This is a genomic window from Kribbella sp. C-35 (assembly GCF_046549195.1).
Lineage (GTDB): Bacteria > Actinomycetota > Actinomycetes > Propionibacteriales > Kribbellaceae > Kribbella.
On the sequence record NZ_JAJPWG010000005.1, the window covers coordinates 661,050 to 682,392 of the forward strand.

The 21,343-nt window shown below is 67.6% G+C and carries 20 protein-coding genes; 5 read left to right on the plus strand and 15 right to left on the minus strand.

Features of this window, described 5'->3' with window-relative positions; genetic code table 11:
* Positions 1 to 7 precede the first annotated feature (7 nt).
* The 3 genes from ACLJOO_RS33490 to ACLJOO_RS33500 are packed head-to-tail and all read left to right on the plus strand — an operon-like array spanning position 8 to position 6,098.
* A complete protein-coding gene (locus ACLJOO_RS33490) occupies positions 8 to 895 on the plus strand; it encodes a carbohydrate ABC transporter permease (RefSeq protein ID WP_410791665.1) in 888 nt (295 codons plus the stop codon).
* On the plus strand, positions 892 to 3,432 hold the full coding sequence (locus ACLJOO_RS33495; RefSeq protein ID WP_410791666.1) for a Tat pathway signal sequence domain protein: 2,541 nt from the start codon (positions 892 to 894) through the stop codon (positions 3,430 to 3,432). Before ACLJOO_RS33490 ends, ACLJOO_RS33495 begins: the two co-directional genes overlap by 4 nt.
* Positions 3,405 to 6,098 (plus strand): Tat pathway signal sequence domain protein, encoded by a 2,694-nt coding sequence (locus tag ACLJOO_RS33500; protein ID WP_410791667.1) that lies wholly within the window; start codon positions 3,405 to 3,407, stop codon positions 6,096 to 6,098. Before ACLJOO_RS33495 ends, ACLJOO_RS33500 begins: the two co-directional genes overlap by 28 nt.
* Positions 6,099 to 6,109: 11 nt before the next feature.
* On the opposite strand, the gene ACLJOO_RS33505 is transcribed toward ACLJOO_RS33500, so the two are convergent.
* Genes ACLJOO_RS33505 through ACLJOO_RS33525 form a run of 5 tightly spaced genes read right to left on the minus strand, consistent with a single transcriptional unit; the run spans position 6,110 to position 10,286 of the window.
* The gene (locus ACLJOO_RS33505) at positions 6,110 to 6,712 is read right to left on the minus strand and encodes a TetR/AcrR family transcriptional regulator (protein ID WP_410791668.1); all 603 of its coding nucleotides are present in this window, start codon (positions 6,710 to 6,712) and stop codon (positions 6,110 to 6,112) included.
* A gap of 58 nt (positions 6,713 to 6,770) precedes the next feature.
* Positions 6,771 to 7,505 (minus strand): SDR family oxidoreductase, encoded by a 735-nt coding sequence (locus ACLJOO_RS33510; RefSeq protein WP_410791669.1) that lies wholly within the window; start codon positions 7,503 to 7,505, stop codon positions 6,771 to 6,773.
* Positions 7,506 to 7,541: 36 nt separating this feature from the next.
* Positions 7,542 to 8,336, minus strand: a complete 795-nt coding sequence (locus ACLJOO_RS33515) for a hypothetical protein (protein ID WP_410791670.1) — start codon at positions 8,334 to 8,336, stop codon at positions 7,542 to 7,544.
* Between the two features lie 43 nt (positions 8,337 to 8,379).
* Positions 8,380 to 9,246 carry an alpha/beta fold hydrolase gene (locus tag ACLJOO_RS33520; protein ID WP_410791671.1) on the minus strand — a complete coding sequence of 289 codons (867 nt, stop codon included), beginning with the start codon at positions 9,244 to 9,246 and terminating at the stop codon, positions 8,380 to 8,382.
* Between the two features lie 44 nt (positions 9,247 to 9,290).
* A complete protein-coding gene (locus ACLJOO_RS33525) occupies positions 9,291 to 10,286 on the minus strand; it encodes an NADP-dependent oxidoreductase (RefSeq protein WP_410791672.1) in 996 nt (331 codons plus the stop codon).
* A gap of 148 nt (positions 10,287 to 10,434) precedes the next feature.
* On the opposite strand from ACLJOO_RS33525, the gene ACLJOO_RS33530 reads away from it, so the two are divergent.
* On the plus strand, positions 10,435 to 11,241 hold the full coding sequence (locus tag ACLJOO_RS33530) for a hypothetical protein (RefSeq protein ID WP_410791673.1): 807 nt from the start codon (positions 10,435 to 10,437) through the stop codon (positions 11,239 to 11,241).
* Here ACLJOO_RS33530 and ACLJOO_RS33535 read toward each other — a convergent pair whose 3' ends face one another.
* The 6 genes from ACLJOO_RS33535 to ACLJOO_RS33560 form a co-directional block, all read right to left on the minus strand.
* Complete coding sequence (locus tag ACLJOO_RS33535) at positions 11,242 to 11,958, minus strand: alpha/beta fold hydrolase (RefSeq protein ID WP_410791674.1); 717 nt, start codon at positions 11,956 to 11,958, stop codon at positions 11,242 to 11,244.
* A 119-nt stretch (positions 11,959 to 12,077) separates the two neighbouring features.
* Positions 12,078 to 12,839, minus strand: coding sequence for a YebC/PmpR family DNA-binding transcriptional regulator (locus ACLJOO_RS33540; protein WP_131463192.1), 762 nt, complete (start codon positions 12,837 to 12,839; stop codon positions 12,078 to 12,080).
* 33 nt (positions 12,840 to 12,872) lie between these two features.
* Entirely contained in the window at positions 12,873 to 13,466 is a 594-nt protein-coding gene (pdxT, locus tag ACLJOO_RS33545) for a pyridoxal 5'-phosphate synthase glutaminase subunit PdxT (protein WP_410791675.1), read from the minus strand.
* The gene (locus ACLJOO_RS33550; protein WP_410791676.1) at positions 13,463 to 14,008 is read right to left on the minus strand and encodes a DUF6891 domain-containing protein; all 546 of its coding nucleotides are present in this window, start codon (positions 14,006 to 14,008) and stop codon (positions 13,463 to 13,465) included. The genes pdxT and ACLJOO_RS33550 overlap by 4 nt, the downstream gene beginning before the upstream one ends.
* A gap of 32 nt (positions 14,009 to 14,040) precedes the next feature.
* On the minus strand, positions 14,041 to 14,940 hold the full coding sequence (gene pdxS, locus ACLJOO_RS33555; RefSeq protein ID WP_410791677.1) for a pyridoxal 5'-phosphate synthase lyase subunit PdxS: 900 nt from the start codon (positions 14,938 to 14,940) through the stop codon (positions 14,041 to 14,043).
* 72 nt (positions 14,941 to 15,012) lie between these two features.
* Entirely contained in the window at positions 15,013 to 16,365 is a 1,353-nt protein-coding gene (locus ACLJOO_RS33560) for a PLP-dependent aminotransferase family protein (RefSeq protein WP_410791678.1), read from the minus strand.
* Between the two features lie 118 nt (positions 16,366 to 16,483).
* Between ACLJOO_RS33560 and ACLJOO_RS33565 the strand changes: the two genes are divergently transcribed.
* Entirely contained in the window at positions 16,484 to 18,148 is a 1,665-nt protein-coding gene (locus ACLJOO_RS33565) for a bifunctional 3'-5' exonuclease/DNA polymerase (RefSeq protein ID WP_410791679.1), read from the plus strand.
* 44 nt (positions 18,149 to 18,192) lie between these two features.
* Here the strand turns inward: ACLJOO_RS33565 and ACLJOO_RS33570 are convergent, their stop codons facing one another.
* The 4 genes from ACLJOO_RS33570 to ACLJOO_RS33585 all read right to left on the minus strand — a co-directional run bounded on the left by ACLJOO_RS33570 (position 18,193) and on the right by ACLJOO_RS33585 (position 21,317).
* Positions 18,193 to 18,624 (minus strand): DUF4265 domain-containing protein, encoded by a 432-nt coding sequence (locus ACLJOO_RS33570; RefSeq protein ID WP_410791680.1) that lies wholly within the window; start codon positions 18,622 to 18,624, stop codon positions 18,193 to 18,195.
* Positions 18,621 to 19,556: an RNA polymerase subunit sigma-70 gene (locus ACLJOO_RS33575; RefSeq protein WP_410791681.1), complete on the minus strand. Its 936-nt coding sequence runs from the start codon at positions 19,554 to 19,556 to the stop codon at positions 18,621 to 18,623. The genes ACLJOO_RS33570 and ACLJOO_RS33575 overlap by 4 nt, the downstream gene beginning before the upstream one ends.
* Positions 19,553 to 20,695: an FAD-dependent oxidoreductase gene (locus ACLJOO_RS33580; protein ID WP_410791682.1), complete on the minus strand. Its 1,143-nt coding sequence runs from the start codon at positions 20,693 to 20,695 to the stop codon at positions 19,553 to 19,555. The genes ACLJOO_RS33575 and ACLJOO_RS33580 overlap by 4 nt, the downstream gene beginning before the upstream one ends.
* Before the next feature lie 127 nt (positions 20,696 to 20,822).
* On the minus strand, positions 20,823 to 21,317 hold the full coding sequence (locus ACLJOO_RS33585; RefSeq protein ID WP_410791683.1) for a hypothetical protein: 495 nt from the start codon (positions 21,315 to 21,317) through the stop codon (positions 20,823 to 20,825).
* Positions 21,318 to 21,343: the final 26 nt, after the last annotated feature.

A 21,343-nucleotide genomic window follows, 5' to 3' on the forward strand; every position in this document is an offset into this window, starting at 1 on the left:
AGGACCGATGAAACAGCGCGTGCGCTACTACGACTCCGTCGGGAGCCGGATCTTCGACGTACTGAACGTCGTGTTCCTGACCGGTCTGGCTCTCGTCACGGTGCTTCCGCTGCTCTACGTGCTCGCCGGATCGTTCGCGACCGAGTCCGAGATCAGCTCGCGGCCGTTCTTCCTGTGGCCGCACAAGTTCGTCACCGACACGTACCACTACATCTTCTCCACCGACACGTTCGTCCGCGCGTTGCTGACCACGGTCGGGGTGACCGCGGTCGGCACGGTGATCCAGCTGCTGCTGACCCTGACGATGGCCTATCCCTTGGCGAAGAAGTTCTTGCCGGGGCGGGCGCTGGTGCTGAACCTGGTGATCTTCACGCTCGTGTTCAGCGGCGGCATGATCCCGACGTACCTCGTCGTACGGGACCTCGGGTTGCTGGACAGCTACTGGGCGCTGATGCTGCCGCTGGCGATCAACCCGTTCTACCTGATCGTGGTGAAGAGTTTCTTCCAGGAGTTGCCGGAGGCGCTCGAGGAAGCGGCCCGGATCGACGGGTGCAACGAGCTGAACGTGTTCCTGCGGATCGTGCTGCCGTTGTCGAAACCGATCATCGCGACGTTCTCGCTGTTCTACGCGGTCGGGATCTGGAACGACTACATGTCGCCATTGCTCTACATCGACGACAGCAAGAAGTGGACGCTGCAGATGATCGTCCGCCAGCTCACCGCGGCGAACGCGGACTCGGCGAACGTGCTGCAGCAACTGGAGACGGTGACGTTCCCGGAGCAGGGCCTGAAGTTCGCGGTCGTGGTGGTCGCGACACTGCCGATCCTGTTCTTCTACCCGTTCCTGCAGAAGCACTTCGCGAAGGGCGTCCTGATCGGTTCGGTGAAGGAATGACCACAGTTCAGTGGCTAGAAACACCTTGTCGACAAGGTGTTTCCTGGGGCGTTCCGTGGGCTCGAGGCACGGTTGCCGAGGGCACCGAGTTCGCGTTGTGCGACGGTACGCCGGTGCAGAGCTGGACGACTGCGACGTGGCCGGACGGCTCGGTGAAGTGGTCCGCGCACGCGATCGGGCCGTCCGAGCAGCCCGAGTCGTCGTACGAGCTGGTCGTCGGTGCGCCGGCCGCACCACGCCGTCCTGTTGTGGTCGAGCGAGTCGACAGCGAGGTGCGGGTGTCGACGGGCGCGGTGACGTGGGTGCTGAAGCCGCCGGGCTTGATCGCGTCGATCAGCTACAACGATCAGGAAGTGGTGCGGGACGTTCGGCTGGTGAGCTTGCGGCAGGACGCTCCTGACGAGGGTGTAGCGCGCGAGCAAACGACGGCGACCGTGGACCGCATCACCGTCGAGCAGGACGGGCCGGTGCGGGCCGTCGTCAGGCTCGAGGGCAAGCACGGCGACTGGCTGCCGTTCTCGGTGCGGCTGTACTTCTACGCGGGCGCTGCCGACGTACGGATCGTGCACAGCTTCGTCTGGGACGGTGATCCGGATCGGGACTTCCTGGCCGGTCTGGGACTCAGTGCGGACGTGGTCATGCGCGACGAGCCGCACAATCGCCACATCCGGCTCGCGGGCCCCTCCGGGTTCCTGACCGAGGCAGTCCGCGGTCTGACTGGTCTACGCCGCGATCCGGGCGAAGAGGTACGACGTACCCAGGTCGCCGGCGGTGCTGTCGAATACATCCCCAACCCGGAGGTGGCCGACCGTCTGCACCTCATCCCGCAGTGGAACGACTACACCCTCGACCAGACCAGCGCGGACGGCTTCACGCTGCGCAAACGCACCGGAGCGGGACAGGGGTGGATCACCATCCCGTCCGGCACCAGAGCACCCGGCTACGGGTACGTCGGTGGCGTCAGCGGCGGACTGGGCTTCGGGCTCCGTGACTTCTGGAAACTGCACCCGACCCGGCTGGACATCCGCAACGCGGCCTCGGACGTAGCGACGGCCACCGTGTGGATGTGGTCGCCCAGCGCACCGGCCATGGACGTGCGCTACTGGCACGACGGCATGGACCAGGACACGTACGCCGAACAGCTCGAAGGACTGGAGATCACCTACGAGGACTACGAGCCCGGTTTCGGCAACGCGCACGGTGTCGCCCGTACGCATGAGCTCAGCCTGTGCGTCCACGACACCACACCGTCAGCTGAAGAGCTGTCGGAACACGTAGCGCTGCTCAACTCGCCTGGACTGCTCACGGTCTCTCCTGCGCGTTTGCTGGCGGCAGGTGTGTTCGGCACCTGGAGTCTGCCCACTGCAGACCACCAGGACATCGAGGCCCGGCTGAACTTCCTCTTCCAGTACTACGTCGGTCAGCGCGAGCAACGCCGCTGGTACGGGTTCTGGGACTACGGCGACGTCATGCACACCTACGACCGCGACCGGCACACGTGGCGGTACGACGTGGGCGGGTTCGCCTGGGACAACTCGGAGCTCTCCCCCGACCTGTGGCTCTGGTACCAGTACCTGCGGACCGGGCGGGCCGACGTGTTCCGTTTCGCCGAGTCGATGACGCGGCACACCGGTGAGGTCGACGTACATCACCTGGGCCGCTGGAAGGGTCTGGGGTCGCGGCACAACGTGCAGCACTGGGGCTGCAGCTGCAAGCAGGTGCGGATCTCCAGTGCGATCTACCGGCGCTTCTACTACTACCTGACCGCAGACGAGCGGACAGGTGACCTGATGGACGAGCTGGCGACCATCGAGGAGGCGTTCCTCGTCGTCGACCCGCAGCGCAAGGTACGACCGGACGTCTACTCCCCCGACCCGCACGCGCTGTCAATCGAGCTGGGGGTGGACTGGGGTGCACTGGCTGCTGCGTGGCTCACGCGATGGGAACGACACGGAGACGAGCGGGCCCGTGCACGGCTCGTGGGAACGATGTCCGACATCGCTGCGCTGCACTACGGCTTCCTGACCGGTAGTGCGCGGCTGGACCTGTCCACCGGGCGCTTCGACACCAGCCGGGACACCATCGCGGTCTCCCACCTGTCCTCACTCTTCGGACTCCCCGAGATCTGTTCCGAGCTCATCGACCTGGACCTCGACGTACCGGGGTTCGAGAAGGCATGGCTCGACTACTGCCGGCTTTACCTGCTCTCGCCCGAGGAGCAGAAGGCAGAGCTCGGTCAGCCGTTGCAGGGCATCTCGCAAGAACAGGCTCACAGCCGACTGGCTGCGTACGCGGCTGCACGCACCGGTGACCCGGAGCTGGCGCGGCTGGCCTGGCGCAAGTTGTCAGTGGACACGGCCGAGTGGAAGACCACTCCCGTCGACGGCGCGCTGATGCCGGTCGACGAGGCCGCGTTCATCAGTACCAACGGTGCGTCGCAGTACGCGCTGGCAGCGATCCAGAACCTGACCCTGATCCCCGAACACAGACCTGACAGAGGTGGTGCAGCATGGAGGTCTCCCGACGTACGGTCCTAGCAGGTATGGCCGCCGTACCTGCGGTGTCCCTGCTCGACAAGATCCAACCTGCCGCGGCTGCCGAAGCTCCCGACGTGAAGCTCAGCTGGCTCGAAGGCAAGCCCACCACAGCGGCTGTCACTACCTGGGGCACGCCTTGGCCGAAGGGCGCCGTACCAGCGAACCAGTCGTTCGCACTCAAGTCCGCTGACGGCGCCGACGTACCGCTGCAGAGCTGGCCGACCGCGTACTGGCCGGACGGCTCTCTCAAGTGGAGTGCGCACGCGATCGCTGTGGACGCACCTGCTGAGTCATACACGCTCGGCCCGGGTACGGCGACTGCGCCAGCGCATCCCGTCACGGTCAAGAACGAGAAGCTGTACGTCGACGTCGACACGGGCGTGATCAAGGCGCGGATCCGGAAGAGCGGAAAGGAGCTGATCAGCCACATCTGGCGTGGCGACGTACTGATCGCCAGCAAGGGCCAACTGGTCAACCTCAAGCAGGACAGGATCGCGGACGATGAGGACGGCGGTGTGGTCCGCGAGCAGTACGACAGCGACATCACCCGGGTCACCGTGGAGCAGTCCGGGCCGGTGCGCGCCGTCGTACGGATCGAAGGCCGGCACAAGTCACGCAAGGGCCTGAGTTGGTTGCCGTTCTCGGTCCGGCTGTACTTCGTCGCCGGTGCGGAGAACGTGCGGATGGTGCACACGTTCGTCTACGACCGCGACGGACAGAAGGACTACATCGCCGGGCTCGGCGTGCGCTTCTCGGTGCCGATGCGCGACGCGGCGTACGACCGGCATGTCCGGTTCGTCGGCGAGGGACACGGGATGGTGTCCGAGGCGGTGCAGGGCATCACCGGCCTGCGGCGGGACCCGGGCGCCGTCGTACGGGCCGCGCAGATCGCCGGGACGAAGCTGCCGGATCCGGCGACGTGGGACCAGCGGGTGACGACGCGGCTGCAGTACATCCCCGAGTGGGGTGACTACTCGCTGAGCCAGTTGACCGCGGACGGGTTCACGGTGCGTAAGCGAACTGCCAAAGGCTCCGGATGGGTCTCCGTCGACCAGGGCAAGCGCGCGTCCGGGCTCGGGTACGTCGGTGGCGTGAGCGGCGGCTTCGCCTTCGGGTTAAGGGACTTCTGGCAGCGGCACCCGACGCAGCTGGACGTCCGGAAGGCGGCGTCCGAGGAAGCCGAGGTGACCGTGTGGCTGTGGTCCCCGGCGGCCGGTGCGATGGACACGCGGTTCTACCACGATGGCATGGGCCAGGACACGTACCCGGAGCAGCTCGAGGGCCTCAACATCACCTACGAGGACTACGAGCCCGCGTTCGGTACGCCGTACGGGATCGCCCGGACGTCTGAGCTGACGTTCTGGGCGCTGGAGGCGACGCCGTCGGCTGCGCGGCTGGGTGACCTGGCCGACCAGGTACGGACGCCGCCGCAGCTCATCAACCCGGTGGATCAGCTGGTGAGCTCCCGGGTGTTCGGTGGGCTGTTCAGCCCGGTGGACCGGTCCGTGCCCGCGAAGAACGCGATCGAGGACCACCTGGACTTCCTGTTCGACTACTACCGCGGGCAGGTCGAGTCGCGGCACTGGTACGGGTTCTGGGACTACGGCGACATCATGCACACGTTCGACGAGGACCGGCTGGTGTGGCGGTACGACGTGGGCGGGTACGCCTGGGACAACTCGGAGCTGTCACCGGACCTGTGGCTCTGGTACGCGTTCCTGCGGTCAGGGCGAGCCGACATCTTCCGGTTCGCGGAGGCGATGACTCGGCACACTGGTGAGGTCGACGTCTACCACCTGGGTCAGTGGGCCGGTCTGGGTACGCGGCACGGCGTACAGCACTGGGCGGACAGTGCGAAGCAGCAGCGGATCAGTACGGCGGCGTACCGGCGGTTCTACTACTACTTGACGGCTGACGAGCGTACCGGCGACCTGCTGTCGGAGCTGGTGGACTCGGACAAGACGTTCCTGGTGCTGGACCCGCTGCGGAAGATCAGGACCGAGCCGTACACCCCTGACCCGCATGCACTCTCCATCGGCCTCGGCACCGACTGGAGCGGCCTGGCCGCTGCCTGGCTGACCGAGTGGGAGCGGCAAGGACCTAAGGCTGCTGTAGCGAAGGCCAAGCTGCTCGGGACGATGGAGACGATCGGGGCGATGCCGAACGGGTTCGTCACCGGCAGCGGGCTCTACGACCTCGACACGGGTCGCTTCGCGCCTGTGGCCGAGAAGATCGTCAGTGTGTCCCATCTGAGCGCCATGTTCGGCGAGGTGGAGATTTGCGCCGAGATGATCGACCTGGTGGAGATGCCCGCGTTCGAGGCCGCGTGGCTGCAGTACTGCCGGCTGTTCAACGCGACCCGCGCAGAGCAGACGGCGGAGTGCGGGGCATACTTCGGCAACCTCATCCTGCGGCAGGGCCACGCGCGACTCACGGCGTACGCCTCGGTCCGACTGAACCGTGACGACCTGGCAGCCCGTGCCTGGTCGGAGTTCTACAAAGGTGACGGCTACGCGCCGACGCTCCCCTGGACCGCCGAAGACGTGACCACCACCCTCAACCCGACCCAGGCCGCCAAGTGGGTCTCCACCAACACCACAGCCCTCTACGGCCTCGCCGCCATCCAAACCCTCGCCCTGGTCGGCGACCAGATCGTCAACCCGTGAGGAGGCTGACATCACCTCGGTAACAGAACCCGGACCTGGTCTTTGATCTCCTGTACGACGTCGTCGACCGGGTTGGCGACGTTGATCGTCGCGGCCATGCTGACGAACATGATCGCGGACACGATGTGGGCGAGCGTCGCGGCGTCGGCGGCGCTGATGCGCTCGTCCCGCTGGAGGACATCGGCGATCGCCTGCTCGGTCTGCACGGTCAGGCCGAGCGCTTCGCGGTGATGCGGCTCCTCGGGGTCGCCGAAGACCATCTCCCGAAGGTACGTCCGTCCGTTGTCGATCTGTTTGCGGTTGCATTCCACCACCGGGCGGACGATCGCCATCACCGCGTCGAGTACGTCGGGGACGGTCTCGGCCGCCGACCTGCCCTGTGCGAGCGCGTCGGCGTACATCGAGTTCTGCACGAGCAGGAGGAGTTCACCCTTGGTCTTGGCGTACAGAAACAGCGTGCCCGCACCGATGTCGGCCTTGTCCGCGATCTCCTGGGTGGTGACCTCGTCGACGCCGCGCTCGGCGAAGAGCTCTCGGGCGGCGGCGGTGATGCGGTCGAGCTTCTCCTGCTTGTTCCGTTCGCGCCGTCCGACTCGTTGGGAGGCGAGTGGCATGGGTGCCGTCCTTGTCTGCTGTGTGGTCTCCGGCCGTGTGGTCTCCACAGTGCCGCGCCTATTCTTCCACGGCGACGAGCGGAGCCTTCGGGTCGCGGAGCTCCGGATAGAGCGCCTCGACCGGGCCGCTCAGAGCTGCCTTGACCTGGGCGGTCAGCTCGTCGCCGATGACCTCGTACTCGCCGGCCTCGACTGCGTCGTAGACCAAGGTCGCGAGGTCGGCCGGCTGCAGCTTGGGTCCGTCCGTGTGCGCTGCCATGCGGGTGTCGACGTACCCCATGTGCACGCCCGTCACGTGGACGCCTCGAGGTGCGAGTTCGAGCCGTAGGGAGTTGGTGGCCGACCAGAGCGCGGCCTTGCCGGCGCTGTAGGTGCCGCCGAATCCGTACCAGCTCGCAACCGAGTGGACGTCCACGAGAACGGACTGCGGCTTGGCGGTGAGGACCGGCGCGAACGCACGGGCGAGGAAGACAGGGCCGAAGAAGTTGGTCTCCAGGTTCGCCCGGATGTCGGCCTCGGTCACGTCCAGGAGGCTTGCACTCGGCGGGAGGGCGCCCGCGTTGTTGATGAGCATCGTCACGTCTGGGGCTGCCGCAACGGCCGCAGCGATGGAATCGGCGTCGGTGATGTCGAGGGTGAGGGGGACGATGCGCTCGTCGTCCCAGGTGCGCGGGGCGCGGGCTGTGGCGTAGACCTTCGCCGCGCCGCGCGCGAGAGCCTGGTGGACGAAGTGCGTTCCGATGCCGCCGTTTGCTCCTGTGACCAGGACGACTGCTTCATCGAGGGAAGGCATAGTGACGCTCTTTCTGTTGTGGGACGCCTGATGCGGCTACTGCTCGTAGTGCGGCAGGATGGCGCCGTTCTTGACGTAGGTGAGGGCGGCGTCGACGTCGTACGCATGGATCGCGGAGGCGAGTGGTGCCAGCTGGTTGGAGAGTTCCTCGATCACGTTGCTGGTGAAGAAGGCGTCGCGTGCCGCGGTGTCGGTGAACCCGAGGATGACGGAGGCGTGGAACTGCTGGTCGTGGGGGTTGTCGTGTGCGACGTTCGGGGTGTCCCAGAGCTTTTCGATCCAGGGCAAGAACGTCTGCGTACGCAGCTCCTTGAGCACACCGGTGCCGGCGAGTGCGGGAACGAGCTGCTCCTTGATGAACTTCCGGAACTCGCCGCCGCCGACCCCGTCCCTGCGGCGGAGGTAGACCATCGCACGGGCACCGACGGTCTCGCCTGGGCCGGCGACCTCGTACCAGCGCGACGAGTTCGGCGGGCCGGTGTAGAGGAGAGTACGGCGGAACACGTTGATCTCGTCCTTGTACGCCAGCTGCGTCTGCTTGCGCCCTAGCAGCGGGGAGAGCGCCGAGTGGAAGGTGACTTCCGCGACGCCGTCGATCTTGCGGTCGACGGGGATCGACGTCTCCACCCCGTCGGTCACCGGCCACCGGCCCGGGTTGTCCTCGGCAAGGTGGATCTGCCGGTACTCCTCCAGGCCAGGAGTGGCAGAGATGATCTTCGAGTGCGGGCCCTTCCAGTAGTCCATGCCGGTCTGGCGGGGCTGGTCGGTGCGCACCCAGAGTGGAATCGAGGAGGTGAGGTGCTTCTTCACTCCTAGCTGCGTCGTATCCATGGCGCTGGCTTCTTTCCTGGTCGCGAGTGTTTGGTCGAGGTGGTCAGCGGGCGAGGAACTCGACGGCGACGGGGGCGAATTTCTGGTGGTACTGGAAGATGCCGCCGTGTCCCGAGTCGGGGTAGATGATCAGCTCGCTGTCCTTGATGCGCCGGTGCAGGTCTTCGGACAGGATCGAGGGCACCATGCGGTCGTTGTCGCCGTTGGCGATCAGGGTGGGCTGGGTGATCTTCGACAGGTCGTCGGGGGCCGAGCGGCCCCACTTCTGGATCGCCTTCAGCTGGGTCCGGAACGCCTTGGTCTTGATGTCCGCGTCGCGGTCGGCGGTGCGCTCCTTGAGCCGGTTGACGAACGCTCGCGCGGCGGGCTTGCCGGTGGCGTTGCGGTTGAAGAACAGGAACTCCTTGGGGTCCTGCCGGGTCAGCGTGGCGCGCAGGATGTCGTAGTACGTGGTGCCGACAACCTTGTCGATGTCCTTGCCGCCCTTCGGCCCGGTGCCGGTGAGCACGAGCTTGCGGACGAGCTCGGGGTGCTTCACCACGAGGGCCTGGGCGATCATGCCGCCGAGGGAGAAGGAGAAGATGTCGATCGTGTCGAAGCCGAGCGCCTTGATGAAGGTGTAGGCGTCGTCGGCCATCGCCTCGACGCTGTCGGGAACGCTGCCGGTGGAGGCGCCGACGCCGCGGTTGTCGAAGGTGATGACGTGCCGGTTCTGCGCGATGGGGTCGATGATCCGGGGGTCCCAGTTGTCCAGCGTCGCGGCGAGGTGCACGAAGAAGACGACGGGGATCCCGCCCTTCGGCCCCAACTCGCGGTAGGCGTAGGTGACGCCGCCGGCATCGACGGTCCGGGCCGGCGCGTCCTTGTAGGCGGTGATGACGTTGTTCTGTGCGTGATTGTTCGTGTTCATGGTTTTGTCCTGTTCTGTGGATGGTGCGGGATGAGATGGGGTTGTCAGGGCCGGCTGATGACGGCTTTGCCGCGGATGCCGCCTTTTTCGAGCGACTGCACTGCCTGCACGGTCTGGTCGAAGTCGAAGACCCGTCCGACGACGGGGCGCAGTACGCCGCTGTCGACGAGGGCCGCGATCTGGCGAAGCTGCTCACCGCTGGCGCGCATGAAGAGGAACTCGTACGTCACGCCGAGGCGTCGGGCCTGGCGGCGGATACCGCTGCTGAGGGCGGTCATCACCAGCCGGAGCAGCGGGTTCGCGCCGAGTTCGCGGCCGAACGCCGCGTCGGGTGGTCCAACGATCCCGATCGCCTTGCCGCCGGGGCGCAGCACGCGCAGCGACTTCTCGAGGTTCTTCCCGCCGAGGCTGTCCAGCACCAGGTCGTAGGAGTCCAGGAGTTGTTCGAAGTCCTGGCTGCGGTAGTCGATGACGATGTCGGCCCCGAGTTCGCGTACGAACTCGGCGTTGCCGGAGCTGACCGTGGTGGCGACGGTCGCGCCGAGGTACTTGGCGAGCTGGATCGCGATGGTCCCGACGCCGCCGGCGCCGGCGTGGATCAGGACCCGCTGCCCTGGCCGTACGTTGCCCTTCTCGACGAGTGCCTGCCAGGCGGTCAAGGCCACCAGCGGCAGCGAGGCCGCCTCCTCGATGCTGACCGATGCCGGCTTGAGCGCCAGGTCGGCCTCGGCGACCGCGATGCGCTCCGCGAACGTTCCGATGCGGTCCTTGCCGGGCCGGGCGTACACCTCGTCGCCAGGCGCGAATCCCCGCACCTCAGCGCCGACACCGAGCACCGTCCCGGCGACGTCGTTGCCGAGGATCTGCGGCAACTTGTACGGAAGGATCTGCTTGAACTCGCCCGCCCGGATCTTCTCGTCGAGCACGTTGAGCCCGGCCGCCCGGACCTCGACGAGCACGTCGTGCTCCCCGACCGCAGGCTCAGGGACCTCGGCCTGCTGCACCGGCCCCTTGTACTGATTGACGACAAACGCTCGCATGGCAACTTCCCTACCAATCTTTCTGAGTTGACTCAATAATGAGCGAACTCAGTCAAGAAGTCAAGAAAGGTCTCGGGGACCGCAACTTTTCGGGTACTGGCGGCATCTCTCAGGTATCTGCACTGGGGAGTGCGGGAGGGGGAGCAAGATGCTGATACGTCGTACGGCGGCCTGCGCGATGGCGGGCGTGCTGGTTGTACTCGTCGCAGGTTGCCAGGGATCCGACCCGGCGACCGGCGACGCGATCGGAACCACGCCGACACCTACCGCCACGTCGGTCACACCGTCTCCGGTGGTGACTCCGTCGCCGGCGCCTGCCAGTACGCCGCCTGCCAGTACGCCGGTGAGCAGTATCGCCGGGCTGTCCGCGACGAAGATCCTGACCAAGACGCAGGCTGCCGCGAAGGCCGCGACCAGCGTGCGGATGAAGGGCGCGATGTCCGACGAGGGCGACCGGATCGTGCTGGACATCCGGCTGAGCAAGGCCGGCGGTCAGGGCACGATGAGCATCAACGGCGCCGCTTTCTCGATGATCGTCCTGGAACGGACGGCGTACCTGAAGATCAGTGACAAGTTCTGGCGCGCCCAGATCAAGGACAAGGCCGACGCGGACGCCGTGATCGCGCTGGTCGCGGGTCGCTGGATCAAGACCCCGCTGACCGACAAGGATCTCGGTGAGCTCGCGGCGTTCGCCAGCAAGCCGAAGTTCTTCGACACGCTGTTCGAGCCGACCGGCACGCTCCGCAAGACCGCACCGCGGACCATCGGCGGTGTCACCGCGATCGGTCTCCGGGACACCGACGGCACGCTCTGGGTCGACACGGTCACCGCGCGCCCGGTCCGCCTCGAGTCGTCCGGCACCGACGCGCTGACCTTCACCGAGTACAACCAGGTCACAACGCCGAAGGCCCCGCCGTCCAACCAGGTGATCGACGGAAAAGCCCTCGGAATGTAGCTAGATCTTCAACAGGGCTTCGGCCAGTTCGACCGGCCGGGTGAAGCAGGCTTCGTGGCTGCCGGGGGCTGGGACGGGGGCGACGCCGAGCCGCTCGGCGAATCGGTTCCAGCCGTATTCGCCGGGCGGCAGGGCGACGTCGTCCTCGCCGAGCAGGTAGGCGACCGGTACGCCGAGGGTGTCGAGATCCAGTGGTGCGACGGTCTCGGTGAAGTACTGCATGGGCTGCGGCACGAGCAGGCTGTGGACGACGCGCTGCACGTCCTCGGACGCGTCCGGCATGAACGCCATCAGCCACACCTCGAACGGCATCGCGACCGAGTTGTTCCCGGACGCCTGCGCCTGTCCGTCGAACAAGGCCTGGTAGTTCGGCGGCACCTCGTCGTACAGGCTGCGGCCCTCGGCCGGAACGAATGCGCTCCAGAACACCAGCTTCCGCAGCCGCGCCGCGAGTCGCGGTGCGGCGCCGGCGATCACGTAACCGCCCCAGCTGTGCCCGACCAGCGTGACGTCCCGCAGGTCCTCGCCCTCGACCAGCTCGACGACCGAATCTACGACGTCGGCCAGCGTGTACGGCGTCGGGTCCGCACCGTCCTGCAGTCCGGGCAGGGTCGGAGTCAGCACCTGATGACCCGCGGACCGAAGCTCCTCGGCGACGGGCCGCCAGGCCCATCCCCCATGCCAGGCACCGGTGATCAACACGAACGTTCCAGCCATGGCGCACTCCCTCGAGGCTCAAGTTGCCTCGAATCGTGCCATTCCGTCCGACGCTCGTCAATAATCTGACACACTTCAGTTCAAGCAGAGGGGCCGCGGTCACCGCGGCCCCTCGAGCTTCAGCCGACCTCGGCCATGATTTCGTCGGACACGTCGAAGTTCGCGTAGACGTTCTGGACGTCGTCGCTGTCCTCGAGGGCGTCGATCAGGCGGAAGATCTTGCCGGCGCCGTCGGCGTCCAGCTCGACCGTCATCGACGGGACGAACTGGACATCGGCGGAGTCGTAGTCGATGCCGGCGTCCTGCAGCGCGGTCCGGGCCGCGACCATGTCGGTGGCCTCGGTGACGACCTCCCAGGACTCGCCGAGGTCGTTGACCTCGTCGGCGCCGGCCTCGAGCACGGCCTCCATCACGTCGTCCTCGGACAGCGACTTACCGTCCTGCTCCTTGGCGACGACGATCACGCCCTTGCGGTTGAACATGTACGCGACCGAGTTCGGGTCGGCGAGCGATCCGCCGTTCCGCGTCATCGCCGTACGGACGTCCGCGGCGGCCCGGTTCCGGTTGTCGGTGAGGCACTCGACCAGCATCGCCACGCCGTTCGGGCCGTAGCCCTCGTACATGATCGTCTGGTACTCCGCGCCGCCCGCCTCGGCACCCGAGCCGCGCTTGACCGCGCGGTCGATGTTGTCGTTCGGGACCGAGGACTTCTTCGCCTTCTGGATGGCGTCGTACAGCGTCGGGTTCCCGCCAGGGTCGCCACCGCCCATCCGGGCGGCCACCTCGATGTTCTTGATCAGCTTCGCGAAGAGCTTGCCGCGCTTCGCGTCGATGACGGCCTTCTTGTGCTTCGTGGTGGCCCACTTGGAGTGGCCTGACATGGCGAACCCAACCCTTCTACCGCTTGCAACGTCTCAGAGGCCGCGGACCAGCTCGGCGAAGTAGCCGTGCAGCCTGGCGTCCCCGGTCATCTCCGGATGGAACGACGTGGCCAGCAGCCGATCGTGGCGAACCGCGACGATCCTACCTGCGGCAGGGCCTGACCTCACCGTCGAGAGTACCTCCACGTCCCGGCCGACCCGCTCCACCCACGGTGCCCGGATGAACACGGCGTGGTACGGCGTGTCGAAAGCAGCAAACTCGAGATCCGCCTCGAACGAGTCCACCTGCCGCCCGAATGCGTTCCGGCGGACCGTCACGTCGAGTCCGCCGAGTGTCTCCTGGTCGACCGTCCCGCCGGTGATCTCGTTCGCCAGCAGGATCATCCCGGCGCAGGTGCCGAACACCGGCATCCCGTCCGCGATCCGCTTCTGCAGCGGCTCGAACAGGTCGAACGCCCGGGCCAGCTTGTCCATCGTCGTCGACTCACCACCCGGCAGTACCATCGCGTCGACCTCGGCCAGCTCGGACGGACGCCGTACGGCGCGACCCTCGACACCGACCTCGGCCAGCATGGCCAGGTGCTCGCGCACGTTCCCCTGCAACGCGAAAACGCCGATGACTGTCACAGCGTCACCCTCCGTTGCCAGTCGAGGGTGACCTCGATGCGGCCTTCGTCGAACACCGCGGGCAGGTCGTTCTGGCGCAGCAGCGCGAGCACGTCCTCCAGCAGCGGCTCCCCCGGTGCGACGTTCGCGGTGTCCGGGTGCCAGAGCTTCAGCTCCAGCATCCCGAAGTCGACCGCGTGCCAGACGTCGGTGTCGGTGAAGAACACCAGCCCCTGCGGACCGTCCGCGGCCTCCAGCGCCTGCCGAGCCGCGTGGTGGTCCGACGTGTAGCGGACCACCACCAAGCCGAGACGCTCGAATTCCGCGAGTACGGCATCCAACCGGTCCGGATCCGTCGACTCGGGCCAGGTGGAGGCGTCCTCGTTGAGGTCCATGACCGCCTCGCCGATCAGCAGCGGCACGAGAGCGGCCGCGTCCATCGACGGCGCGTCCTCCGAGACGGCCTCGGTCAACGCAGCAGTGATGGCCGCGTGGTCGGCGTACCCGGACCGCACCAGGACACGGGCCAGGCCCCGCAGCTCCCGGGCGGTCCGCTCGTCCACCGACGGCAGGCTGCCGGAACTCTTGGCGGAGCTCACCAGCCGCGCTCGGCAAGCCGGTGCGGCTGCGGGATCTCGTCGACGTTGATGCCGACCATCGCCTCGCCCAGACCGCGGGAGACCTTGGCGATCACGTCGGGGTCGTCGTGGAACGTGGTGGCCTTGACGATCGCCTCCGCGCGCTGCGCCGGGTTGCCCGACTTGAAGATGCCGGAGCCGACGAACACGCCCTCGGCGCCGAGCTGCATCATCATCGCGGCGTCGGCCGGGGTGGCGATGCCGCCCGCGGTGAACAGCACCACCGGCAGCTTGCCGAGCGCGGCGACCTCCTTGACCAGCTCGTACGGCGCCTGCAGCTCCTTCGCCGCGACGTACAGCTCGTCCTCCGGCAGGTTCTGCAGCTTGCGGATCTCCTGGCGGATCTGGCGCATGTGCGTGGTCGCGTTGGACACGTCACCGGTGCCGGCCTCGCCCTTGGAGCGGATCATCGCCGCACCCTCGGTGATCCGGCGCAGTGCCTCGCCCAGGTTGGTCGCGCCGCAGACGAACGGCACGGTGAACTGCCACTTGTCGATGTGGTTCGCGTAGTCGGCCGGGGTGAGCACCTCGGACTCGTCGATGTAGTCCACACCGAGGCTCTGCAGCACCTGCGCCTCGACGAAGTGACCGATCCGGGCCTTGGCCATCACCGGGATCGACACCGCGTTGATGATCGAGTCGATCATGTCCGGGTCGCTCATCCGGGAGACGCCGCCCTGGGCGCGGATGTCGGCCGGGACCCGCTCCAGCGCCATCACCGCGACCGCGCCGGCGTCCTCGGCGATCTTGGCCTGCTCGGCGGTGACGACGTCCATGATCACGCCGCCCTTGAGCATCTCCGCCATGCCGCGCTTGACCTTCGCGGTGCCAACCTGCGGGGTCTGGTTCTCGGTCACTACATCCTCCTGGTCGTGGGCCTCACCTCCAGGTTAGGAGGTGGCGGGCATCGATCTTCAGTCCACCCGGAATCAAGTGGACTGAAGTACCTCGTCCAGCCGGGCGACCACGAGCCGGAGCGTGGCCGGCGGGGCGGTGAACGGGATCCGGATGTGCCGGCGGTCGGTCGCGTCCGGTGTGAACAGGTCACCGGCGCCTAGCAGCAGGCCCTGCTCGCGGGCCGCCTCCAGGACGCGGCGGGCCCTGATCTCGGTCAGCTCAAGCCAGAGCGTCATACCGCCCGTCGGCGTGGGCCATGCCACACCGTCGAGTGTCCGGAGTCCGGTCTCCAGGGCGTTCAGGTTGGCGCGCAGCCGGGTCCTGCGGCGGCCGATCACCTTGTCGAGCTTCGGCACGATCGCCCGGGCCAGGAGGTCGTCCAGCGCGCTCGGCGACGCCACACTGAGCTGTGCCGCGGTGTTGATCCGCCTGCGGAGCTGCTTGCCGGTACGCACCCAGCCGACGCGCAGCCCGCCCCACACCGTCTTGGACAGCGAGCCGACACTCACGGTGCGCGGGTGACGGCTCAGCGGCTCCGCCTGCTCCCCACTCGCCAACCACAGTGGCCGCATCGTCTCGTCACTGATCAGAGCAGCGCCGTACCTGCGTGCTATCTCGACCACTGCCTGGCGCCGGTCGGCTGGGAGGCTGAGGCCGGTCGGGTTGTGGTTGTCGGCCTGCAGGTAGATGACCTTCGGGCGGTGGCGCCGGCAGAGGTGAGCGAGCTGGTCGGTATCCCAGACACCTGCTGGCCAGCCTGCTACGTCCAGGCGGTGTTTGCGGAGCAGGTCGAAGGCAGCCGGGTACGTCGGGGTTTCGGTGATCGCTACACCCGGTCCGAGGTCCAGCCCGGCCAGTGCGGCGTTCAGACCGGCTGCTGCGCCTACGGTGAGCGTCAGCTGCTCCGGCTCGGTCGGCACGCCCTCTGCGGTGAGGCGCTCGGCCAGCGCCGCTCTGAGCTCCTGCGATCCACCTGGTGGCGGTCCGTCACCTCCCATGGCCTGTGGCAGCCCGTCCTGCACGATCTGCGCTGCTGCCTCAGCCACATCATGCGGCGCGGCCGTCGTGGCGAACCGCAGGTCCAACACCGGCCGGTCCCCTGCCGTCACGGTCGACGCCGGCGCCACAGGGTCCAGCAGCCGGTCCAGCGGCCGTACTACGGTCCCCGAGCCACGCTTGGTCTCCAGTACGCCGTCGCGCCGCAGGTTCTCCAGTGCGCGTACTACAGTCACGCGGCTCACCTCGAGCCGCTCCGCCAGCACCCGCTCCGACGGCAACCGCGACCCGATCGACAGGTCGCCCCGCTCGATCCGCCGCAGCACGAGCCCCTCGACCTGCTCGGTCTTGGTCCCGTCCGCCGCCTCCAGATCCCCCGCCCGCCACATAAGTCCAGTCTCCCACAACTGGCCTGATCAACGCTCTTTGAGCACCCACCGACCATTTTCCGGCCCTCCAAATGGTTGGTGCGTGCTCAAAGTGGAAGTGTCGGTGGCGGGTGTGAGGATGGGGCTCGTGGACGAACGGTGGCTGATCGCTCCGGAGGAGGGCGGCGGGGCGATGCTCGTTGCCCTGCACCCGGACGGTCAGCCTGCCGGGGAGATTCTGCGCGAGCCGGATCTGGTCGCGGCCGTCGCGTCGCGGCCGCAGGTCACGCGGTGGGTGTGGCGTTCGTCGACCGAGATCTATCCGCGGTTGCTGGCAGCCGGGGTGCGGGTCGAGCGGTGCTACGACATTGAGAACACCGAAGGGCTGCTGCTCGGCCACGAGGGTCGGCTCGGTGAACCACGGTCCGCGGCCGCTGCGTGGGCGCGTTTGAGCGGTCGCCCGGTCCCACCGGATCCGCCGCTGCGCGCCGTCGTACCGGGTGAGCAGTCGTCGCTGTTCGAGATCGCCGTCGAGCCGATCCCGTTCGAGGCATTGCTTCAGGTGTACGCCGACCAACTCCGACGGCACGATCTGGCCGAATACCCGGACCGCATGCGGTTGCTCACGGCATCGGAATCGTCCGCGATGCTCGTCGCGGCGGAGATGGATCTCGCCGGGTTACCGTGGAGCGCCGACGCGCATCGGGAGCTGCTGAGCGAGCTGCTCGGTGAACGGTTCGCCGGTTCGGGCGAGCCGCGTCGGCTGACCGAGCTCGCGGACGAGATCTCCGCCGCGTTCGGGCATCGCGTGCGGCCCGAGCTGCCGGCCGACGTACTGAAGGCCTTCAAGCAGGCCGGGCACCAGGTGAAGTCGACGCGGAAGTGGGAGCTCGAGCATGTTGATCATCCGGCGGTCGCGCCGCTACTCGAGTACAAGAAGCTTTACCGGATCTACACGGCGAACGGCTGGAGCTGGCTGAACGACTGGGTCCACGACGGACGCTTCCGACCCGGGTTCCTTCCCGGCGGCACCGTGTCCGGGCGCTGGATCACCAACGGCGGCGGCGGCCTGCAGATCCCGAAGGTGATCCGCCGCGCGGTGGTCGCGGACCCCGGCTGGCGGCTCGTCGTCGCTGACGCCTCCCAGCTCGAACCGCGGGTCCTCGCCGCGATCTCCCGCGATCGCGCGCTGATGGAGGTCGCCAGTGATCCCGGTGATCTCTACAAGGCCGTGTCGGACCAGGCGTTCTCCGGAGACCGGGCGCAGGCGAAGATCGCCGTCCTGGGTGCGATCTACGGGCAGACGTCCGGCGACGGCCTCAAGAACCTCGCCATGCTGCGCAAGCGATTCCCGCAGGCAGTCGCGTACGTCGACGACGCGGCCCGCGCGGGCGAGGAAGGCCGACTGGTCCGCACGTACCTGGGCCGCACCTGCCCACCAAGCGGCCACCCCCTCGACGAAGCCCTCCTGGAAGGCCCGCCGGCCGACATCCCCACCACAGACCCCCGCCACGCGAGAGCCCGCGGCCGCTTCACCAGAAACTTCGTCGTCCAAGGCAGCGCCGCCGACTGGGCCCTCCTGCTCCTGGCCGCCCTCCGTCAGTCCCTGACACCCCTCAAGGCCGAACTCGTCTTCCACCAGCACGACGAGGTGATCGTCCACTGCCCCGCCGACGAAGCCGACCAAGTCACCGAAGCGATCCAGCAAGCCAGCAACCTCGCCGGCATCCTGACCTTCGGCCCCACCCCCGCCAACTTCACCTTCACCACCGCCACCGTCGAGATCTACGCCGACGCGAAATAGGTCCGGCGGCGAACGGCTCCACGTCCGCCCACTCCCAGAGCAGATTACCGCCCGCCTCGCGGGCATCCAGGTAGTCCAGCAACCCCGTGGGCTCGACACCCTGTGGGACATCGATCGCCACATGCCGGCCACCGCTCAATTCGAATCCGCAGGCCTGCCCGCGCGATGTGTTCTTCGAGCTCAGCGGCTGCACCCGCCGGGTCCGGCTCGACGACCAACGCGCGCAGCACTCGCCGCCCGGACCGGGCTACCACCTGGGTGACCGTGGCGCCGTCCGGCGAGATATGGACGGTGTCGCCGAGCGCTACGCCGTACGCGCGGAAGGGAATGCAGCACATCGTGCCTACGCCGTGTGCTGTTCGCCGGAGCCAGACCTGTTCGGCTTCGCCGTCGAATCCGAACGGGGCCAGCGCGATCCGGGCGATGTAGTTGCTGTCCGCGCGCAGCGCGGGCTCGTGGTGCACGATGAACTTCACCGCAGTTCCTCCGGAAGGCCGTACAGCTGGTGGTTGGTGGTTTCGAAGGCGGTTATTTCGGCTATCAGGCCGGACTCTATGCGGAAGATGTCCAACGCGAACAAGTCGTGTTCCAGGTAGGCGGCGAGGGTGGGTTGGCGGTTGATGGTGGTGGGGATGAAGTGCCAGTGACCGCGGTAGGTCGGAGTCAGGTTGGGGGTCAGGGAGCGCACTGCGTCTTCGATGCCTGAGAACCAGAACGGGTACGGCGGCATGGTGATGCGGATGTCCTCGTGCATGAGGGCGGCCAGGGCGGTGGGGTCGGCGTTGTCCCAAGCGGTGAGGTAGCGCTGAAGGAGTTTGCGTTCGTCTTCGGACGTGTCGCGCGCCGACCACTCGGAGCGGTGCGGGGGTAGGTGCTCCCGCAGGACCGGGCGGGCGCGTTGCAGGGCGGAGTTGACGGCCGCCACGGACAGGTCGACAGCGGCCGCGGTCTCACGGGCGGACCAGCCGAGAACATCGCGGAAGATCAGTACGGCGCGCTGCCGCGCAGGCAGGTACTGGATCGCGATCAGGAACGCGAGCTCGATCGTCTCCCGCCGGATCGCGACCGCGTCCGGCTCCTCGGCCCGATCCAGCAGTACGTCGGGAAACGGCTGTAACCACGGCACATCCTCCCGCGCCGGCAGAGCAGTCGCGGGAAACGAGGCCGGCTCCAACTGGTACGGCAGCACCCGGCGAGGACGCCGTACGTCGATGCACGCGTTCGTCGCGATCCGGTACAACCAGGCCCGCACGGACGATCGCCCCTCGAACTCCCCCATCGCCCGCCACGCACGAAGAAACGTCTCCTGCACCAGATCCTCAGCCTCGTCGTACGACCCGAGCATCCGGTAACAGTGCACCCACAACTCATGCCGATACCGCTCGACATCCTCCTCGAAGCCGCTCATTTCGCGTCCTCCAACGGGTTCTGGCCGACCAGCTCGTGCCCGCGCCGTGCCGACTCACGCACCGCGTCGAAACCGTAGCCCACCATCTCCGCCTCGTACTCCCGCAACGCCTCGACCACCGGTCGGCCGCCCACCGCCTCGCGGATCCGCGCAGCCAGTACCTGGCCGTCCCGCAGCGCGGTGTTGGCGCCGACCCCGATCGCCGGACTCATCACGTGAATCGCATCCCCGAGCAGCGTCACGCGACTCGTCTCCCAAGGACCGTTCGGCACGCTGGATCGCACCGTCACCGGAAAGATCGCGTCCTGCCCGGCGACAACCTCCCGTACGGCGGGATGCCACCCTTCGGTCATCGCCAGCGCGACTGACTTCAACTCCGCCCCGGTCAAGGCGAACAAGTCAGAGCACGGAAACTCCTCCACCCGCGCTCCGAACACGCACGTGAGGTAGTCCGTCGCCGGCGACAACCCCAGCGTCCGCCCCGGAGCCTCCCCGAACCGCACCGGTGCCAGCCCGACGAACCGCTTACCCGGCCCCACGACCGTCGTCCACAACCCGAGCAGCTCCTCGACCCCGAACGCCGCCTTCCCGTACAGGAGCCGCAGCCCCGCATCGACGACCCGGGCCTCAGGCAACAACTGCCGCCGAGTCACCGACCCAGCTCCGTCGGCTCCCACCAGTACGTCGCCGACCGCCACGGACCCGTCCTCGAAATGCGCCGTGACGCCGTCCGGTCCCGACTCGAACCGGGTGAACCGAGCCCCGAACCGAACCACCCCGTCCAGCCCCGCGAGCAGGATCTCCCGCAACGTCTGCCGGTTCACCGCAAGATTCCCGCCACCGGGCAGCCCTGGCATCGGAGGCTGCTCGAAGCGGTGCAGGAGATTCAACTCGTGGTCGTACGTCGCCGTCATCCCACCCGGCGTACCGGCCGTCGCGGCGAAGACGCCGTACGCCGACTTGCTGAGCACCGCGCGCAACGCGGCAATGCCGTTGGGATCGATCCGAATCCGGTACCCCTGATTGCGGATGACAGGCGTTGCGTCCCGCTCGTAAACGGCGACACTGATCCCCGCGCGGCGCAGGCCCTGGGCGAGCGCCAAGCCACCCAGGCCGGCACCGATAACGACTACATGCATGGCGGTTGTCCCTTCTCTTGATCGAAAAGGGACGCACCGGAGAGCTTCTGTACGAGCGGTCGAACCGCCATCCGGACTACCTACCGGACCGTGACTTTCGTACGTCCGCCCTCGACGCTAGCACGCGTCAGTTGCCGTCTTCCAGTTCGATGGTGGTGGGCATGGGGGCGTGGCCGGCCAGGCGGAACCAGGTGACGAGGCGGCGGTGGCGGAGGTCGCGGGTGGAGACGACGACGTCGTTGTGGAAGCGGCGGGCCAGCTGGACGCGGCGCATGGCAAGGGTGAGCTCGCCGGCCCAGGGTTCGATGTCGGTGCCGGTGGCATGGATTGCGCGGGTGAGGGCGGACTCAGCCTGTTCGCGGAGTTCCAGCGCGTCGAGTGAGGCTGCGCGGGCACGGTGGGCCGCGTCGAGGAGCAGGAGCGCGGAGGCCGGGTCGAGGATGTCGCTGCCGGCCAGTTCCGCGACCAGGGCCGAGCGGCGGGCCAGCTCGGTCTCCAGTGATGCGCGGGCGAGATCCACACGGTGGTGCAACCGGTCGAGCCGGCCGGCAGTCCAGCTCGCGTAGGCGCCGAACAGCAGCAGCACCGCGCCCACCGCGAGCAGCACCCAGGAGATCTCCACACTCCCATTCGATCACCTGACCAGCC